14 protein-coding genes are annotated in these 16,419 nt (G+C 30.5%); all 14 read right to left on the bottom strand.

What is annotated here, in order from left to right:
- Window positions 1-26 precede the first annotated feature (26 nt).
- The gene (locus QO263_RS13325; RefSeq protein WP_285622354.1) at window positions 27-596 is read right to left on the bottom strand and encodes a hypothetical protein; all 570 of its coding nucleotides are present in this window, start codon (window positions 594-596) and stop codon (window positions 27-29) included.
- A 20-nt stretch (window positions 597-616) separates the two neighbouring features.
- Window positions 617-1,438, bottom strand: coding sequence for a DUF7768 domain-containing protein (locus tag QO263_RS13330; RefSeq protein WP_285622359.1), 822 nt, complete (start codon window positions 1,436-1,438; stop codon window positions 617-619).
- Window positions 1,439-1,601: 163 nt separating this feature from the next.
- A complete protein-coding gene (locus QO263_RS13335) occupies window positions 1,602-4,745 on the bottom strand; it encodes a hypothetical protein (RefSeq protein ID WP_285622361.1) in 3,144 nt (1,047 codons plus the stop codon).
- A gap of 39 nt (window positions 4,746-4,784) precedes the next feature.
- Window positions 4,785-5,948 (bottom strand): hypothetical protein, encoded by a 1,164-nt coding sequence (locus tag QO263_RS13340; RefSeq protein WP_285622366.1) that lies wholly within the window; start codon window positions 5,946-5,948, stop codon window positions 4,785-4,787.
- Between the two features lie 58 nt (window positions 5,949-6,006).
- Entirely contained in the window at window positions 6,007-9,543 is a 3,537-nt protein-coding gene (locus tag QO263_RS13345; RefSeq protein ID WP_285622369.1) for a hypothetical protein, read from the bottom strand.
- 66 nt (window positions 9,544-9,609) lie between these two features.
- A complete protein-coding gene (locus QO263_RS13350) occupies window positions 9,610-10,656 on the bottom strand; it encodes an S-layer homology domain-containing protein (RefSeq protein WP_285622372.1) in 1,047 nt (348 codons plus the stop codon).
- Between the two features lie 545 nt (window positions 10,657-11,201).
- Window positions 11,202-11,402: a hypothetical protein gene (locus QO263_RS13355; RefSeq protein ID WP_285622375.1), complete on the bottom strand. Its 201-nt coding sequence runs from the start codon at window positions 11,400-11,402 to the stop codon at window positions 11,202-11,204.
- A gap of 35 nt (window positions 11,403-11,437) precedes the next feature.
- Window positions 11,438-11,881 (bottom strand): BRO-N domain-containing protein, encoded by a 444-nt coding sequence (locus tag QO263_RS13360; protein ID WP_285622378.1) that lies wholly within the window; start codon window positions 11,879-11,881, stop codon window positions 11,438-11,440.
- A 124-nt stretch (window positions 11,882-12,005) separates the two neighbouring features.
- On the bottom strand, window positions 12,006-12,509 hold the full coding sequence (locus QO263_RS13365) for a GNAT family N-acetyltransferase (protein ID WP_285622380.1): 504 nt from the start codon (window positions 12,507-12,509) through the stop codon (window positions 12,006-12,008).
- Window positions 12,510-12,692: 183 nt separating this feature from the next.
- Window positions 12,693-12,899 carry a hypothetical protein gene (locus tag QO263_RS13370; RefSeq protein ID WP_285622382.1) on the bottom strand — a complete coding sequence of 69 codons (207 nt, stop codon included), beginning with the start codon at window positions 12,897-12,899 and terminating at the stop codon, window positions 12,693-12,695.
- A gap of 185 nt (window positions 12,900-13,084) precedes the next feature.
- Window positions 13,085-14,029, bottom strand: coding sequence for a hypothetical protein (locus QO263_RS13375; RefSeq protein WP_285622383.1), 945 nt, complete (start codon window positions 14,027-14,029; stop codon window positions 13,085-13,087).
- A gap of 483 nt (window positions 14,030-14,512) precedes the next feature.
- Window positions 14,513-14,710 carry a hypothetical protein gene (locus QO263_RS13380; protein ID WP_285622386.1) on the bottom strand — a complete coding sequence of 66 codons (198 nt, stop codon included), beginning with the start codon at window positions 14,708-14,710 and terminating at the stop codon, window positions 14,513-14,515.
- A gap of 166 nt (window positions 14,711-14,876) precedes the next feature.
- Window positions 14,877-15,839 (bottom strand): DUF2806 domain-containing protein, encoded by a 963-nt coding sequence (locus QO263_RS13385; RefSeq protein WP_285622388.1) that lies wholly within the window; start codon window positions 15,837-15,839, stop codon window positions 14,877-14,879.
- A gap of 364 nt (window positions 15,840-16,203) precedes the next feature.
- Window positions 16,204-16,314: a putative holin-like toxin gene (locus QO263_RS13390; protein WP_285622390.1), complete on the bottom strand. Its 111-nt coding sequence runs from the start codon at window positions 16,312-16,314 to the stop codon at window positions 16,204-16,206.
- Window positions 16,315-16,419 lie beyond the last annotated feature (105 nt).

Here is a 16,419-nt window from a genome sequence, read left to right on the forward strand (position 1 = left end):
AGATTTTATATTTATTTCTATAATAATCATACTCTTGGCTCTTTTATTACCATACTGAAATATTTACCTCCAACCTGAAATCCATTTTTTACATAGAACTTTTTCAAATTTTCTACTCCAATTGGAGTGCTATTATATAGCTCTCCTCCTATAACACTTACATTCGTATTTTTAACTATATATATGAACCTTTTCAATATTTGACTTCCATGTCCGCAACGTAATTCTCTCATTGTATCAATTGATTCAATATAGGCTGTCTTTTTATTATAAGTGTCATTTAATTTTATTCTAGCACTCAATTCAGCTATAGGAGATATTCTTACTGGAATTTCATTAAGCTTATAAGTATAAAGTTCTATAATATAATCATTCCCGCATATGCTTGGCATCCATTTTTCTACAATATAATATAATTGTCCATTTAAAAAGTATGTATTAATATTATGGTCACCATATTTATTTAAAATCGAATTAAGGTTATCCATTATGTTATCATAGGCCATTTTATCTTTATTAAGCTCTCTTATATATTCTTTTTGCCTTTTATTCTTTCTTCTGCAAGCATATATAATCTCTTCCACTAAAAAAAACACATAACAATTCTCCCCTAATTTTATTCTTCTAAAAACATCTCCACCAAATCATGTATATCTTCAAACTTATATATTTGACCTAGTATATGACTTTTAGAATGATTCTCTATTTCAGCCTGTTTTATAATTTCATAATAGAGCTTTTTAATGATCCATTCTTTTGTATGTCCTAAAATAGAATTATCTCGTTTAATAAAGTAAAACATTTTTTTCATTAAGTTAATCTTTCTATTTCCCCATTTCAAGTATTGAATATACCTCATGGTTAATATATATAAACTGCGGTTTCTTAAGTTATTATTTAGATTCCATACATACCTATATCCATTACTCAAATCATAAAAAGTTAAAGGGTCTGATTTAACTCTACTTATTAAATATTTTTTTTGTATCCTTGATAAACCTTTATCTATCTCTATTTCCCATTCCAAACAATCCGTAAGGATACTGTAACCTATATCTATATCTCTTGAATAAAGAAGATTATTTACTTCTTGCAACCTTTTTTTGTATTGATATAAATTACCATATTTACTAATTTCTCTTTTTAATTCTATATATCTAACTGGGATATTGGAAATCTTCGCTATTTTTACTTCATCAACCATATTATATCGAACTTCTTCTTGAAAAGTCCATACTTCATCACATCTTTTTACTAATTCCAACCTTTTATCTAAAATCTCATGTTTATTATCATAAATTTTTTCAAGTTGTTCAACAATACACTTTGAAGTAATAGGTAAAAATCTTTTATCAATAACATATTTACAATACTTATCTATTTGTTCCTTGCTTATTTTTCTATCATCTAACGGAAAACTTATATATATAAGTTTCATAAAACAATCCTCCTAACCATGTCTATAATTTTTTCATAAATATTCATAAACAACAATCTCCTCTACTCATATATTTTCACACTAAAAAAGACACCTAAATAGTGCCTATTGATACTATGCCCTTTAATCGCTAAAGGGCATAGTAATTCAGATAACTTCTATATCAGTTCCCATACTTATTCTTTATTCCTGGTTTAAGAAGCTCTCTAATATCTCCTTTTATGTCAAGTTCTAATGTTATCTCTTTGATAATATCACCTTTATGTGCCTTAACGATAAACTCATAGGGCGGTCTTAGTCTGTTGTTGTTCTTATCTAAGGTTAAATCTGTACTAACCCAAACAATATATTTAAGTATGTCTTCCTTCCTCATAACAGAGCTATCTACATCAAAAAACAATGAAGGATAATTAACTCCTTTATAGCCCATGGCCACCCTGTCGTCCTTAGCTATAATATCATCAGGAATAACAATCTCTATCTTTTCAACATAACCTTCAGTAGTTATAAAGAACCAGATTTCATCTCCAGCCATAGCAGGATTAGGTAATAATTCTCCAGCTATTTTTATTGGAAGTACTTCAAAGCTAACAGTATCTGTTCCAGTAGCATTATGTGGATCCGCAGCTATTACCATAAGTTCATTATTTCCTGCAATAACATTATACATATTAAAGCTCTGTTCTATTCCTGAGTCAACATTATCCTTAGTCCATATTGTACTCCAAGAACCGCCATTAACCCTATGCTTAACAACTAAATTAAGTTTATCTAAGTCAGGATCATTTGCTACTATACTAACTTTAGCAGTATCCCCTTCATAGATTAAGATAGGGCTTACACTTATTGATACTGTAGGTGGTCTATTAGCAATTATATCACCCTTGTCATAGACTATGGTGTTATCAATTTTCTTTTCTACTCTTACGTATATCTTATCAGCTCCTGATATATTCAGTTCTTTTTCCCATCTGGTACCATTAATATAACTCATCTCATAATCAATTCCTTTTATAGTTGCTATGACTCTATGATCTGATGGATTACTGTTGATAATATCAGCCTTGAATTTTATAATATTTGCTGAAATAGTTGTCATATCAAGCTTATCAATAGTAACAGGTACAAAAATAATAGGCTGCGTGGCTTCTTTAACTGCACCTGTATCTATTGTAAGTTTTAATGTAACGTTTCGTGTAAAAGGATTCTTACTTGTTGCATATTTTAAAGTATTTTTAGCAAATGTATAACTAGGTGCATTTACTACTGTGTTTTGTGTAGTATTTAGATAATTGTTAATAGACTTAAAATCAAATATATATTGATATGATAAGACTCTACTCTTAGGTTCGCTATCGTTATTTACACTTAACACCTCTGAGCCATAAGGTCCAACATATATCCCTTCTGGTGTTACTATTATTGGCTCGGGCTCCATTAAGGTTGGCTGTTTTATAGCTGCTATTGCTGTATCAGTTGCTCTATAGCAATCCTCAACCGTTAATGAGTAATTAATTACCTTTTGTCCACCAAGAGTTTTAGGAATAGTAATCCTTCCTCCTTGATTGGAGCAATGATACCAATTTCCATTTTCGAGTTGATATTTCCACTCTGATTTAACTATACCATTATTTTCTCTGCTATATTGAAAATCTAAATCGAAAGAATTTTCACCTGTAACATATGCTACTGTATCTGTTTCTTCTCGCCAATACTCTATTATCGCTTTTGGAGGCTCATGTATTATAAAGCTTAGTGTTTTATCATCAGAATATTTATCCCATTCTGCTTTGCCAGTATCGTCCATGGCCTTAAGGGTTAAAGTCCAATGCCCCCTCATATTCTGCTCTGCCTTGTCAATAATATAAGTGTCTTTAATAGAGTTTATGGCTCTAAACCCTCCTGATGATTGATGTTTGGACACTGGGTTGTCAAATACTTCTGGCTTGTGCTCATACATAGCCTGTAGAATCTTAGGCTTCATTTTTTCTTCAGGAAAATTATCTTTTAGCTTGTCTCCTATTGAAATTCCTAAATAATCTTTTTCTATATCCTTAAACAACATTTGATGGTTTATATAGTCTCCAACAAGAAATATATTTGTATTCCTTTCTAAGAGCTTGTTATTCTCTTCTAGAATGTAATTAACTATGTCGCTTGTATTATCCTTACTGTTTACTCCGTATCTTCCTAGCTTATTAGTAAGACTATTTCTAATATAATTTTCTACGCTTCCTCCTTGGCCAACAAAAAACATTTTAGCATCTCTATTTTGTACATCATCTTTAATATTGCTAATTAGAGAGTTGTTTATAGTTGAGTTTAATATAGTGTCTTTGGTGTTAGGGATAACAAGTCTTAAATCACTTTCTTTTCCTATTGGAATATACTTTTCAATATCATTTTTTATGTTATCTAGTACATTATAGATTTTTATAGGTATCTCTACAATGTTTGAATCTGCTCCCTTATCGTCTTTTGCCCATGTTTTAAGTCTATATTTACCTGGAGTAATCGTCTGATCCAGCTGTATATTCCCTTGAAAAAACATATCATTACCTGTTGAAACTAGCTTCATGGGATTAGTTAAGTTTACTATCTTATTAGTATGATTAGTCTCTTTTATACTATAGTAAATAACGTTAATATCCCCTTTGTCTTCATCCTTTGCGTATCCTTCTACTATAATTTTATCCTGGTTATGATACTTTGAATTTGCAATAGGGTTAGATATCTTAATAACTGGAGGAACAGTCCTAGCTGTTACTACGCCTGAGTAATTAGACTTATACCTATAGGTATCGTAATTAAAATATACCCTAAAATCTCTTCTATACTTATATGGCCCATGGGTTACCCATTCTCCATTGGGATAAGTACCATCATAGGTTTCATAAGTATAAGAGCCAGGACCTTCAGTTGATCCACCCCATTCAGTCTTTGTAATAGATACGTTAGAATATCCATTGCTTTCGTAATGACTTTTGTAGTAATAATAACTAGTTGGAGGATCATCTCCTTCAAAGCTGCTATTTGCATATTGAGTCCAAGTTCGGGAAGTAGACTCTTGCCTTGTTTCCCAAGTTGTACTAGTTCTTGTTAATGTTCCATAGAAAAGCCCATCATCATAGAAATAAGTGGCAGGCCCTTGATCTTTTGATCTACTCCAGGATGATTGCGCAATAGTGTGCGTTACAGTTTTTCTTGGTACTGCTGCTTCAACTTTTTCAGTAGAAAAAACACATAACATTTGTAAGAGTATAAGAGCTGATATAAATATACTTAATGCTTTTTTCATCCGTATCACAATTTCACCTTCCTTGTTTTTCGCATATAATCTTAATTGCTAGTTAAGAAGCTTTGAGTTAATATAAGCTTCTGTTTCTCCGTTTCTTCCTGAAAAGAATAACTTTATGTTTTTTGAATGCAGTTCCTTTTTAATTTGCTCTATAAGTCGGTCATTTTCAATGTTTTGAACTATCCTGCTATCACTATTAATAATCATAAACTGAGGATTGCCAGCTTTTACTGTGTACTTTTTAAGTGCATCTAGTATGTTTTCTAATGTGCTAAAAATAACGATAGGCATTTCTACTGTTTTTGATTTCCCTCCCTGGTTGTCCTCAGTCCATAGCTCTAAAAGGTTAGTTCCTGTCTTAAGGCCTTGGAGTTGTATGTAACCCTGAAAGGTTTGCCACTGACCGCTGCTTACAATATTTGTAGGCTGTGTTAAAGTTATATCTTGATTCTTAATCGTTTCTAGGTTATATTTTACATCTAAAACATTTCCTATATCTACATCTTTTACTTTTCCTGACACTATTACTGCATCTTGGTTTCCTATCCTTTGATTTTTTAATGGTTCAATTATAGTTAATTCTGGATTTTTATTCATGTCTTCAGAGTGGGAGAATTTGTAATAATAACCATTTAGAACTCCGTCATTTGGATATGAATTTGAATTAGTTGAAGATACTTGGCCTAATTGACTTTGGAGAATATAGTTTTTGTCTAATGCAAGCTCTTTACGCAAATAATTTCCATATGGATTACTGCGAATATAGTTTACATCCATATCTACGTTTTCATATTCCATTAGGGTTTTATAATAATTCAAGTTAACAGTTTTTTTATCTCTTAAAGCCTGACTATAATTAAATTTATGGCCGATTAAAAAAGAGCCTAAATCTTCTTCATTATGAAGTAAATATAACCCTATAAAATCACCAACTTTATATCCATAATTGGTAAGTTCACTAGTTTTACTGCTAATACTTGTTTTAGTTAAAATAATATCTTCATTGCTATCTATACTAATGTCCCACAGAGTACGAGCATTATACCAAGTACCACCAATTACCTTAGAAGTCCATTCTTTTCTTGTTATCTTATGGTTAGCTTCATATGAATATTTGTCCCAATAATAGATTTTTTCATTAGCTGCATAACTCTGTATTGAAAAACCTAACATAGTTACTAACATTAAAAGCAAACTTATCTTTTTTTTCATGCCTTCTATAATCCCCCTTTAAAATTGCCCCCTATAATTTCTATAGGGGGCAATACTTTTATTCAATAACTTCTACACCCTCTGGTCTTATAATTATGACTCTAGTTTTTATTCTGTTTAGGTTAAGCATTTTAATTATGCTATCTACATCGAGTTCTTTTTCCTTCTCTCTCTCCTCCAGGATGTAAATATCTACTGTATTAGTTTTTGTTGTTTGTAGCTCAATATAAGGCTTGTTATTGTCTATAAGTATCGTCTTAAGCTCTGTATTTACATGTGATGTATCCGCTTTACTTAGGTTATCAGGAATGTCTCCCAGCTCTGTATAGTTTGGTATCTTCTCTTTTTCTATAGCTAAAAAGTCAAATATGAACCTGCCAAAGAAATTCTTTTTAGGATCATCTAATATAAGGGTAAATACTGCTCTTTTTTCTCTCCAGTCAATAATTATGTCTGAAAAGTTAGATGTCAGCTCTTTTAGGTTTCTTGTATTTTTCTTTATATGCATATTTAAGGTCTGCTCTAGTTGACCTTCTCTATTAGGACTATAGGATAAAAACAAGGTGCTTTTATCGAAATCTATTTCTTCATCTAAGCTTTCATAATCTACAATAACTTCCATCTTAACCTTAAGCTCATTGTCCGGAGCTCTAAATACAACTGGAGCTCCTACGCTTATATCTGCTCTAGGTGAAAGTTTAGGTGACACATAAAACTCTTCTTCGTACCAGTCACTTTCCTTCCTATGGTTATATACCTTGTACCTAGCTTTATACCACCCTTCTTTATCTATCCTTATAGAGAGTAACTGCTTACCTTTAAATATTACTCTATCTTCAAGTACCTCTTTATCGTTACCTAAAATATACTCTAGTCTTGAAGTATCTGTTTCTCCATCTTTAGCTTTTATTGGGATTATTTCAAATACAGTCTTTTCGTGAGTGAAATCTATTGGATATTTCTCCTGTAATCTCTCTTCTGTGACCTGTTTTGAGATGCTTCCGTCTAAGATAATTTGTTTGTACATCTTCAGGTTCCCACTTAATATAAAAGCAGCATTTGGCTTGGTGCTTAAAAATGCTACTGTTTTAGTTGTCTCTCTTTCTGTTTCCCCTACATATTCAAAGTATCCCATACCAAGCAGCTTTATTTGGTATATGCCTTCATTACGTGTAAATTGATTATCTGAATTTAAGTAAAGGTTTGAAAATTCTGTCTCGGAGTTTTCTCTTATCTCCCATCTCTTATCAGTAATATATTTTGATAAGTCTATTAGCTTAATAAAGTCATCTTCAAATTGTACATAAGGTTCTGCTTTAAAATCTAGTATTGATGTTATTTCAAAATCTTTTGAAGCATAAGCTGTAACCCCTAGTGTATTAGTTGCGTACTGCGTTACAGTGTATTTGCCCCTGTTAAATCGATAATCTAAGTCAACAGTATTTGGAGCTTCTCCATCTCCTTCAACTATAATATTTTTATCTTCATCTTCTATTTTCCAAGTAGTGTAGCTTGTAGGAAATAGACTTTCTATTTCTTCAGGAGTTTTATTAAATACTTGTATTTTCAAAACATTAGGATTTGTCTTGTTATCTAATTCTAAGTCTATGACAGGAACTGCCCCTATTATTGTGAATTCACCTTCTACTCTCTCACTTTCTTTTCCTAGTTCATCCACTACTTTAACAAAGATCTCATACTCTTCATGTGCATCTCCTTCTACTACAAGTTTCCTTTCATTCATGATTCTATTTTTAAATACTTCTTCATAATATCCATCCTGTGTCTTTTTATATAGGCTGACTATAGAATGCCTATATGGGATATTTTGCTCGCTGAAATAACTCCATGTAATAGTTTTATGTTCTAAATTGTTGATCTCTTTTGGATAAAATATACTTGGTATACTTATCTGTGTCGTAGGAGGTATCGAATCTATGTCGAGCTCCACCGTATGGTACGCTGTAGCAAATTTAACTGGAGTACCTATTAGACTAGCTCTAAGTAATAAAGATGCTTTTATTACAGGATTTTGTGGCTTAAAAGTAAAAGCACCATACGCTCCAGCATCATATATTTCATCTGGGTCCCTATTTGTTGAAATAACAACTCTTTCTATTAGATTTGGATCATTTAAAGCTTCTCTTGGATCTTCTTCATACTTTTTAATTTCAGAGTCATCAATATTTTGGAAAAAATAAAAATGTCCCAAACCAGTTCCAATGGAAGTAGAATGACTAGCTGAGACATGGTAATTTACTGTCATTTCTTTATTTTCTAAATAATCTTCTAAAGATATTTTAAATGGTGGTTTGCTTTCTGTACCTATAAATCTAAGATTCGGGAAGACTTCTGGTTCTACTCTCTCTACCATAGTTACCCTATGTATATCTTCCGAAGTTCTTCCATCTCTATCAGTTATTTTTAATTTAAAATCTATATAAGAAGCATTACCATCTTCTATAGTTCTTTCAGATGGGTTTATCATATTTTCCCAATCTAGCTGTAATACCCAATCGTTTTGTCTACTCGTTTTCCTCCAATATTCCCTTTTTGTAATTGTACTAGTTGATGTTGACCTAGAAGAATCAAGTCTAATAGTTGATCCCCATTCCACCATGTCAGGACCATCTAATACAGCATTTATATTTCCTCCAACAGGCGGTCCACTTCCGTCCTCTTTCAATTTGACTAAGATTGCATGTTCTTGCCAAGGAGACCATTGCCCTAAAGAATTTTGTACCCGTAGTCTGTATACTACTATACTCTCACTTGCTGTGGTTGTAGGGTGCTGCTCATTACTTACAAAGCCCCAATTGTTACTAGAGATTTTTACACCATATTCCCATGCTACAATGTCTCCTTTTTCTGTTATAGATTCATCTTTTATGTTTACTGTTACAGGATATTTTTCAACTTCAATTGGGTTAGAATAGTTGTCTGTGACATCTCTACCTTGATGATATATTTTAAAATCTGCTTTTGGCCTTGCTGAATCCTCAACAATAATCTTAATGGCTGTGAAATACCAGCCTTTTATCTGGACATTAGGGTCTCCTGAAGGTTTTATAACCTCAGTACGCCAGTTCCCGTATTGAGAGAAATTATCAAAGTTAGGGACTCCAGAATAGTTATCTGCGACGTTTAAGAATATAACCATTTCTCCTGGCATTTCTGCCGTTATAACTTGATTAATATTCGAGTATGTGTTAAATCTACTTGAAGTGTCTCCTACAATTCCTTGAGCTACTTGCAAATCATATAATTTAATACTGTTTCCCTTACCGAGACTAGAGCGATCCCTAATAGTAATTTTATCTCCAACTTTAACTCTAACTTCTTCTTTTCGAGGCAATAACGACAAACGTTCCTCTTGAGGAGTTTGCTTAGTTATATTTGTACTAGCTAAGTATGAACCATTCACATAGATATCGAAGTTTGCAAGGGGTGTATCAAATTCAAGTCCATACGTCCTTTTCAACTCCAAAATGTAATCTTTATAATCTATCTCTCCTGCAGCTAATACGAAAGATGGCAGCAATACATTTAGAAGCAAGACTATAGATAAAAGTAATGATATTTTCCCAAGTTTCATTAAGCCACTTCCCTTCTTCAACATTAAAAATACCACTCAAAAAAGAGTGGTATTTTTAATAAATTTCTATTTTGTAAATTCTCTGTCCTTAAATGGAAATTCAATATAGTATTCTTTTGTTGTTATACTATTAGTAACCGTTACTTTGTATTTCATTATATCTCCATCTTTAATGTCAAAACTGCCTTTTGAAGGCTTCCAGCGATCACGATTATATAGGGTATACACATAAGGCTGAACATCAAAACTTTTTGAATTTGTTTTGTTCATCTCTATCTCATCAGATGTATGAGGTAAATATTCTGTATCACTGCCCATCTTCTTAAAAATAGTCGTGTTTATTTGAGGATGACTTACACACTCAGTTGTGAATATATGTTCTGTTTTCCCAACATAATCAAGGTGATTCTTCACATTAATTGCATGATATAAAGAACCATATTTAGAAGTGTAATAGAAAACTTCCAATTCAGGCTCGATAAAAGTATCGTCTCCTTTCTTCACTTCAGGAATTTTTCGCTTGTCTGGATTCAAGAGTCTTACTAGCATTGTACTTGCTTCTGTTCTAGTAACATTATTGTCTGACTTAAATGCTCCGTCAGGATATCCAGTTATGATTCCTTTTACAAATGCTTTGAGTACATATTCTTTGTCTTTATCATCTATAGTATCATAATCAGTTATTTGCTTAGAGTATTCATTCATATCAGAAATATATTCTTCATCTATAGCTCTTACTATAATCTTAGCTAGTTCCAATCTACTCATTGGCTTGTTATAATCGTCAAATTCGCTTTCTAATACATATCCTATACTTATGGCTTGTCTTATGTAGTTATCAGCCCAATAACCGTCTTTATTTGAGCCTACGTCTTCTCCTGTAGCTACTGTTAACATCTTTATAGCTTCAGCTCTGCTAACATTATTATTTGGTAGAAATGTTCCATCTGGATATCCTGAAATAATGCCTTTACTATATAATTCTTCTACATATTCAACTGACCAGTGGCTTTTCAGGTCTGAAAAGTTAAACTCATTATCTGCGAATACAATTGTATGTATAGAAAAAAGCATTGTAAAAATTATGATTAAAGTAATACCTTTTCTTTTCATTGAATCCCTCCTTAGTATGATATTTTCCATCTAAAAAATCTCTTTTGTATATCATTAATTTCAATTTTTCATATGATTTTATTATAAATATTATATCATATAAATGGCTAAATTGCAAGGATTTCGAGGCTTTTTCGAATGATTTTTTAAGATTTTTAACAAACTATTTTATATTAAATTTTTTATTTTTTTTCAATAACCATGCAAATTAAAATCTTGTTGCTTATTTTGTCTATACTAAAACACTATTAATCTTTTTTAAAACCTAGTTTTTATGGTAAAATATCTAAAAAAGGGCATGATTAGTATGGGTAATTTTCATATAAGAGATACTTCTATAAAAATTCTAGACTATTTAATTTTGCAAGCTGTTGAAACTGGGTCTCTTGAAATACATTTCACTAGTGAAGAAATTCTCAAAACTATTTATGGTTTAGACTCAAAAAAACTAAATCTATGCCTGAGCTATCTCTATGATTCAGAATTATTACTCTTTAAACGCAAAGATACTGATAATATAAGACATATTAAAATTACTTCTAAAGCTATTGATTTGATTGAATCTTAAGGCAATTAATATCGTTACTAATTCTTATGTCTGTGGGATTAATGGTTAATATGACCTCTGGTGATTCTTTATACACATTTGAATTTATATTTATTTTAACGTTACTTACTCCTTCAATTAGCTGGTCATTATGTTTAACTATTAATCCATCTTCTTTTTTACATTCTATAGTTATCATATTTTCACCTCCTTTTCAATTACAAAAAGCCATCATTACTGATGACTTTTTGTATCTTTAATTTTATTCATGTTTTTTAGATAATCTATAATATCTATATTAACAGCTTGGATTGCTGTGGTGAAGCTGTTTAATAGGTTTTCTGGCATTTGACCATTTACTGAATTAATATAGTCTATAAGATAATTTGATGTAATAACTGCTTTTTCAAGTTTTTTCTTATGTAACTGAATTATGTTATTCTTAGGTTCTATGCTTGAATTAGGTTCTACTACATACTTGCCTTCTTTTCTTATAGCTGGCAATACTTCATCAGTTACCCAATCTGTAAATTTTTCTGCTTTAGGTTTATTACTCCTAAATACTAGCTTATATACTCTACTTTCTGTAAAAAATAATTCACCAGTCGAATGTATTTTTCTAATGCTACTATCTTTCACAATAGAGTTGGTGAGCTTGATTGCTCGATTTTTATTCATATTGATAAATCCATTTGAAAGATTTCTTAGTCATATAAGAAAATTGTGTTGCAAGATTTTATGTTTTGAAACTATAATATACAAAGACTCATAATAAAATAATGCATATATGAAATTCACTGAATTATAAATCATTTGAAAATCTAGCCATTAGAATAATATCCTTGTAACTATTATTTGTCTTTATAGCTTTTCTTTTTCTACCTTCTTCAACGAAACCAAATTTTTTATAGAGTGAAATTGCAGGCGTGTTGTCTTCAAAAACCTCTAGTTCAATTTTTTCAACTTTATTTACTTCTACCCATTCAATAATCTTTTTCATCAATAAGCTACCTACACCTTGTCCAGAATACGCTTTTAAAATCGTTATGCCAAAACTTACAGTATGGTTTAACTTATTTAAGCTACTTCTATCTAAAGTAGAGGAACCTATTATTTCTCCGTCATTTTCTGCAACTAAAAAAAGTGCAGCATTTTTTATGTAATCCTCTTCTTGAGCAATAGTAAGATTAAATTCATCAGATGTCCTTGGAAAAAATGGTGATTCATTCATAACTTGCTTAACTAAAAGTAAAATTTTTTCAGCATCTCTAGTTTCTGCACTTCTAATAGTTAATTTCTCTATCATTTTTTCTCCCCCTCTTATAACTTAAGTCTAAATATTAGCTAGTTCATAATTTCCTACCATTACGAAATATCTAATATTAGGATAAATAATAGTATATTTAACTATCTATCCTATAATCATTATACTATAATTTAATTAAAGATATTGCTTAAATTGATGATAAAAAACTTATTAAGATTACTTCTAAGGCGATTGATTCGATTGAGGCTTAGGGCAGTCAATATCGTTACTAATTCTTATATCTGTAGGATTAATGGTTAATATAACCTCTGGTGATTCTTTATACACATTTGAATTTATATTTATTTTAACATTACTTACTCCTTCAATTAGCTGGCCATTATGTTTAACTATTAATCCCTCTTCTTTTTTATATTCTATTGTTAGCATATTTCTACCTTCCCTACAATGACAAAAAGCCATCATTACTGATGACTTTTTGTATCTTTAATTTTATCCATGTTTTTTAGGTAATCATAATATCTATATATTAACAGCTAAAAACAGATTATAAAACTCTCGATACTATAAAATTCCAAGAACTGATTTTTCGTAAGTCAAGGGTAATATTCAGCCTATCTATACTTGTTGATATCTACATCCCAATTTTCAACATCATAATTAGAAGCATTAAAATTAAATTTTTGATGATTTCCTTCATATGATAAATAACTCATTTTTGCAATCCAATCATTATCATTTCTATGAATGATTTTAAATGCAAATTTACTTTCCAAATACCTCTCTCCTGAATTATGTACATTTTTTCCCTCGTCATTTATTACCATAACATAATGGTATGCTTCATAATTCTCATGTCTATGTATCTCATGAAATGATTCTTTAAATGTGTAATACTTATCAATAATATCATAAGGTATATAGTCGCAAATTAAATTGAGTACATTATCTAATTTAATATCTTGCTTATTATCAACACTCGAAAGATCAATAGTTACATTGGTAATTGCATATTTTTTACCATTACGAGTCGTCATTAATAACAAAGTATCACGATTAGAAGTTAATCCTCTACCGTAAGCAACTTCGACTTTTTTATAACCCTTCCAGAACTTTTTTGCTTCGTTATAATCGCCAAAAAATTGAGGATGACCCTCCATGGTAATTAGATCCACATACGATAAATTATTCTTCACTTTATTTTGACTGTTTAATGCAGTAATAATACTAACTATCCCAACAACAAAAATAATAGTTATAATAAATTTGACTTTCTTTTTGGGTTTGGGCTGAAAGGTAGAATAATTATTAACCTCTACTTGTTTTCTATTAATTATATCTTCTCTGCATACTGGGCAAACCTCTGCAAATGTCTCTTTTCCGCAATTGAAACAGACTCTCGGCTTATCTCCTACCATAACATTACAGGTAGGACACTGTTTACCACTAAACTCTGTTCTACAATTTATACAAATATTTTTAAACTCTTTAGAACCACAGCCATTGCATTGCAAAACATCATCTGCAACCTGTGTCCCACAATACTCGCATATTTTCATATGTTACCTGTCCCCTTTGTAAGTTTTAATTCAATTATACATGAGTATTTTTATATTTATGTTTACTTTATCAATTATTGTAATACAATATAAATAAGGTAATCGACATCACATGATGTGATTGCCACCTATAGTGATTTTAAAGCTTTAATCACCTTGCATGGCCGTACAGGGTGATTATTTTTTCCCTTTACTGTTATCCTTTGTTAGTCTAACAATCAAGGAGATTAGCGATAAAGTAAATGGTTGAAAACATTATCATTAAAGATATTGATTCAAATATACTCATCGCGCCCCCCTTTCCTTAGTAGGGTGGCATCACACCTGCATATCAAGTACCTTGCCCATAGTTTATCACGAAAAGAGCCTATATTCAATGTTTAAAGCAGTTATTAATTTTTCCTATCTTCTTTACATTTATTTTGTTTTCAATCATTAAAAATATTGACGACAAAAAACTTGTTATGAATACCCCTGAATATATTAGCTTGAATAAATCTTAAGGGAATTAATATCGTTACTAGTACTTATATCTATGGGATTAATGGTTAATATAATCTCTGGTGTTTCTTTATACATATTTGAATTTATATTTATTTTAATGTTACTTACTCCTTCAATTATCTGGCCATTATGTTTAACTATTAATCCCTCTTCTTTTTTATATTCTATTGTTATCATATTTTCACCTTCCCTACAATGACAAAAAGCCATCATTACTGATGACTTTTTGTATCTTTAATTTTATTTATATTTTTCAAGCAATCTACAATGTCTACATTAACAGCATGAATTTCCATAGTAAAACTCAACGTTAAGACTAGAATTTTTGATATGATTCTATCAACTAGTCATTTGATAAATCAAAAAAATCATAATGAGACTCATCAGAATTAGACTCTAACATTTTGAAGGTATAAAACTCTAAGTCCGTATAATTCTTTTTCATATTTTTAAAACATAATATTGCATATTCTATATCTGCATCATAGTCAGGAGTTTCTTTTATAATATTATAGAGTTCAATTCCACTTGCAGTTAAGAAATATGCTTTTTGTTCAAAAAATACTACTTTTTCATTTTTACATTCTACTATACACAAGATTTTATCGTTATGTATTGTTAGCTTTTCCTTTGGTTTTAAATTGATAGCAAGGGAATGATCAGCTGTCATTAATCCAATTTCAAACATGGGTATTATATCTTTAGAATAATTCAATTTCTTTTTAGCAATATACTCACGGCAGGCAGAAGAACCATCAGTATCGAATTCATCACCAAAGCCAGTAGAATAGATACAATGAGTATCGCCACTTATCATTATATGATTGCATAATATATTGAATGTTTTTGCTTCATTTGGTGATAAGTTTCTAATCATGTCTAGAGTTCTTAGTGAACATGTAGTTGGTCTAACTATTTCACTTGCCAATACTTGTCCCCAAAGTTTCTGTAAATCTTCATTACTTATATTTCCAACAGCATCAAAAAAACGCATGAACCAGTCAAAATTAAATTCATTTTCTCCTTCTATTTTATGATTGGAATTTTTCATTTTTTCATCAGCTATTTCTGCAACTCTTAGAAAATTCTTACATTTATAAAACTCTAAATATGTCATTTTACCACTTTTTAATAAATCATTAATAACCTCACCAAATTTTGCAGATTTTAATTTTGTGATTTCTTTTGTATTTGTATTTGCCTTTAAAAATATGGTAGTAATTAATGCTGCAATTAAGCTCTGAATAGCTGTTGACACTATAGGAAGATTACTTTTTACAACTTGCATTAACATATTCTCATCCATACGAGACACCTTCCAATGCATAAAATTTAAACATCTATTCCTATTAAAAATATAGAGCATCATTTATTAAGCTGTACACTAACTATAAATATAAAATCTTAATGTTTAATTTAGATAAAGTAATGAATACCTCTTAATGCATTGCCATTTAGTGTGATTTAAATTTTTAATCACCTCGCATGGCAGTGTAAGATAATTTTTTTCCTTATTGTTTAAAATACATCTTATTAATTTTTATAAAAAAAGCTTTACTTCGATAAGATTTAGGATATAATATAGATAAAGGTAATCGACATCACATGATGTGATTGCCACCTATAGTGATTTTAAAGCTTTAATCACCTTGCATGGCCGTGCAGGGTGATTATTTTTTCCCTTTACTGTTATCCTTTGTTAGTCTAACAATTAAGGAGATTAGCGATAAAGTAAATGTTGAAAACATTATCATTAAAGATATTGATTCAAATATACTCATCGCACCACCCCCTTTCCTTAGTAGGGTGGCATCACACCTGCATATCGATTACCTTGTCCATAGTTTATCACGAAAAGAGCCTATATTCAATATTTAAAATAGTTA

The sequence above is a fragment of the Proteiniborus sp. MB09-C3 genome (assembly GCF_030263895.1).
Lineage (GTDB): Bacteria > Bacillota > Clostridia > Tissierellales > Proteiniboraceae > Proteiniborus.

Bases quoted from the DNA above. Each gene is read 5' to 3' on its own strand.
- QO263_RS13330 (WP_285622359.1), bottom strand. From the start codon at position 1,438: ATGAAACTTATATATATAAGTTTTCCGTTAGATGATAGAAAAATAAGC.
- QO263_RS13340 (WP_285622366.1), bottom strand. From the start codon at position 5,948: ATGAAAAAAAAGATAAGTTTGCTTTTAATGTTAGTAACTATGTTAGGT.
- QO263_RS13345 (WP_285622369.1), bottom strand. From the start codon at position 9,543: ATGAAACTTGGGAAAATATCATTACTTTTATCTATAGTCTTGCTTCTA.
- QO263_RS13350 (WP_285622372.1), bottom strand. From the start codon at position 10,656: ATGAAAAGAAAAGGTATTACTTTAATCATAATTTTTACAATGCTTTTT.
- QO263_RS13355 (WP_285622375.1), bottom strand. From the start codon at position 11,402: ATGATAACTATAGAATGTAAAAAAGAAGATGGATTAATAGTTAAACAT.
- QO263_RS13360 (WP_285622378.1), bottom strand. From the start codon at position 11,881: ATGAATAAAAATCGAGCAATCAAGCTCACCAACTCTATTGTGAAAGAT.
- QO263_RS13365 (WP_285622380.1), bottom strand. From the start codon at position 12,509: ATGATAGAGAAATTAACTATTAGAAGTGCAGAAACTAGAGATGCTGAA.
- QO263_RS13370 (WP_285622382.1), bottom strand. From the start codon at position 12,899: ATGCTAACAATAGAATATAAAAAAGAAGAGGGATTAATAGTTAAACAT.
- QO263_RS13375 (WP_285622383.1), bottom strand. From the start codon at position 14,029: ATGAAAATATGCGAGTATTGTGGGACACAGGTTGCAGATGATGTTTTG.
- QO263_RS13380 (WP_285622386.1), bottom strand. From the start codon at position 14,710: ATGATAACAATAGAATATAAAAAAGAAGAGGGATTAATAGTTAAACAT.
- QO263_RS13385 (WP_285622388.1), bottom strand. From the start codon at position 15,839: ATGGATGAGAATATGTTAATGCAAGTTGTAAAAAGTAATCTTCCTATA.
- QO263_RS13390 (WP_285622390.1), bottom strand. From the start codon at position 16,314: ATGAGTATATTTGAATCAATATCTTTAATGATAATGTTTTCAACATTT.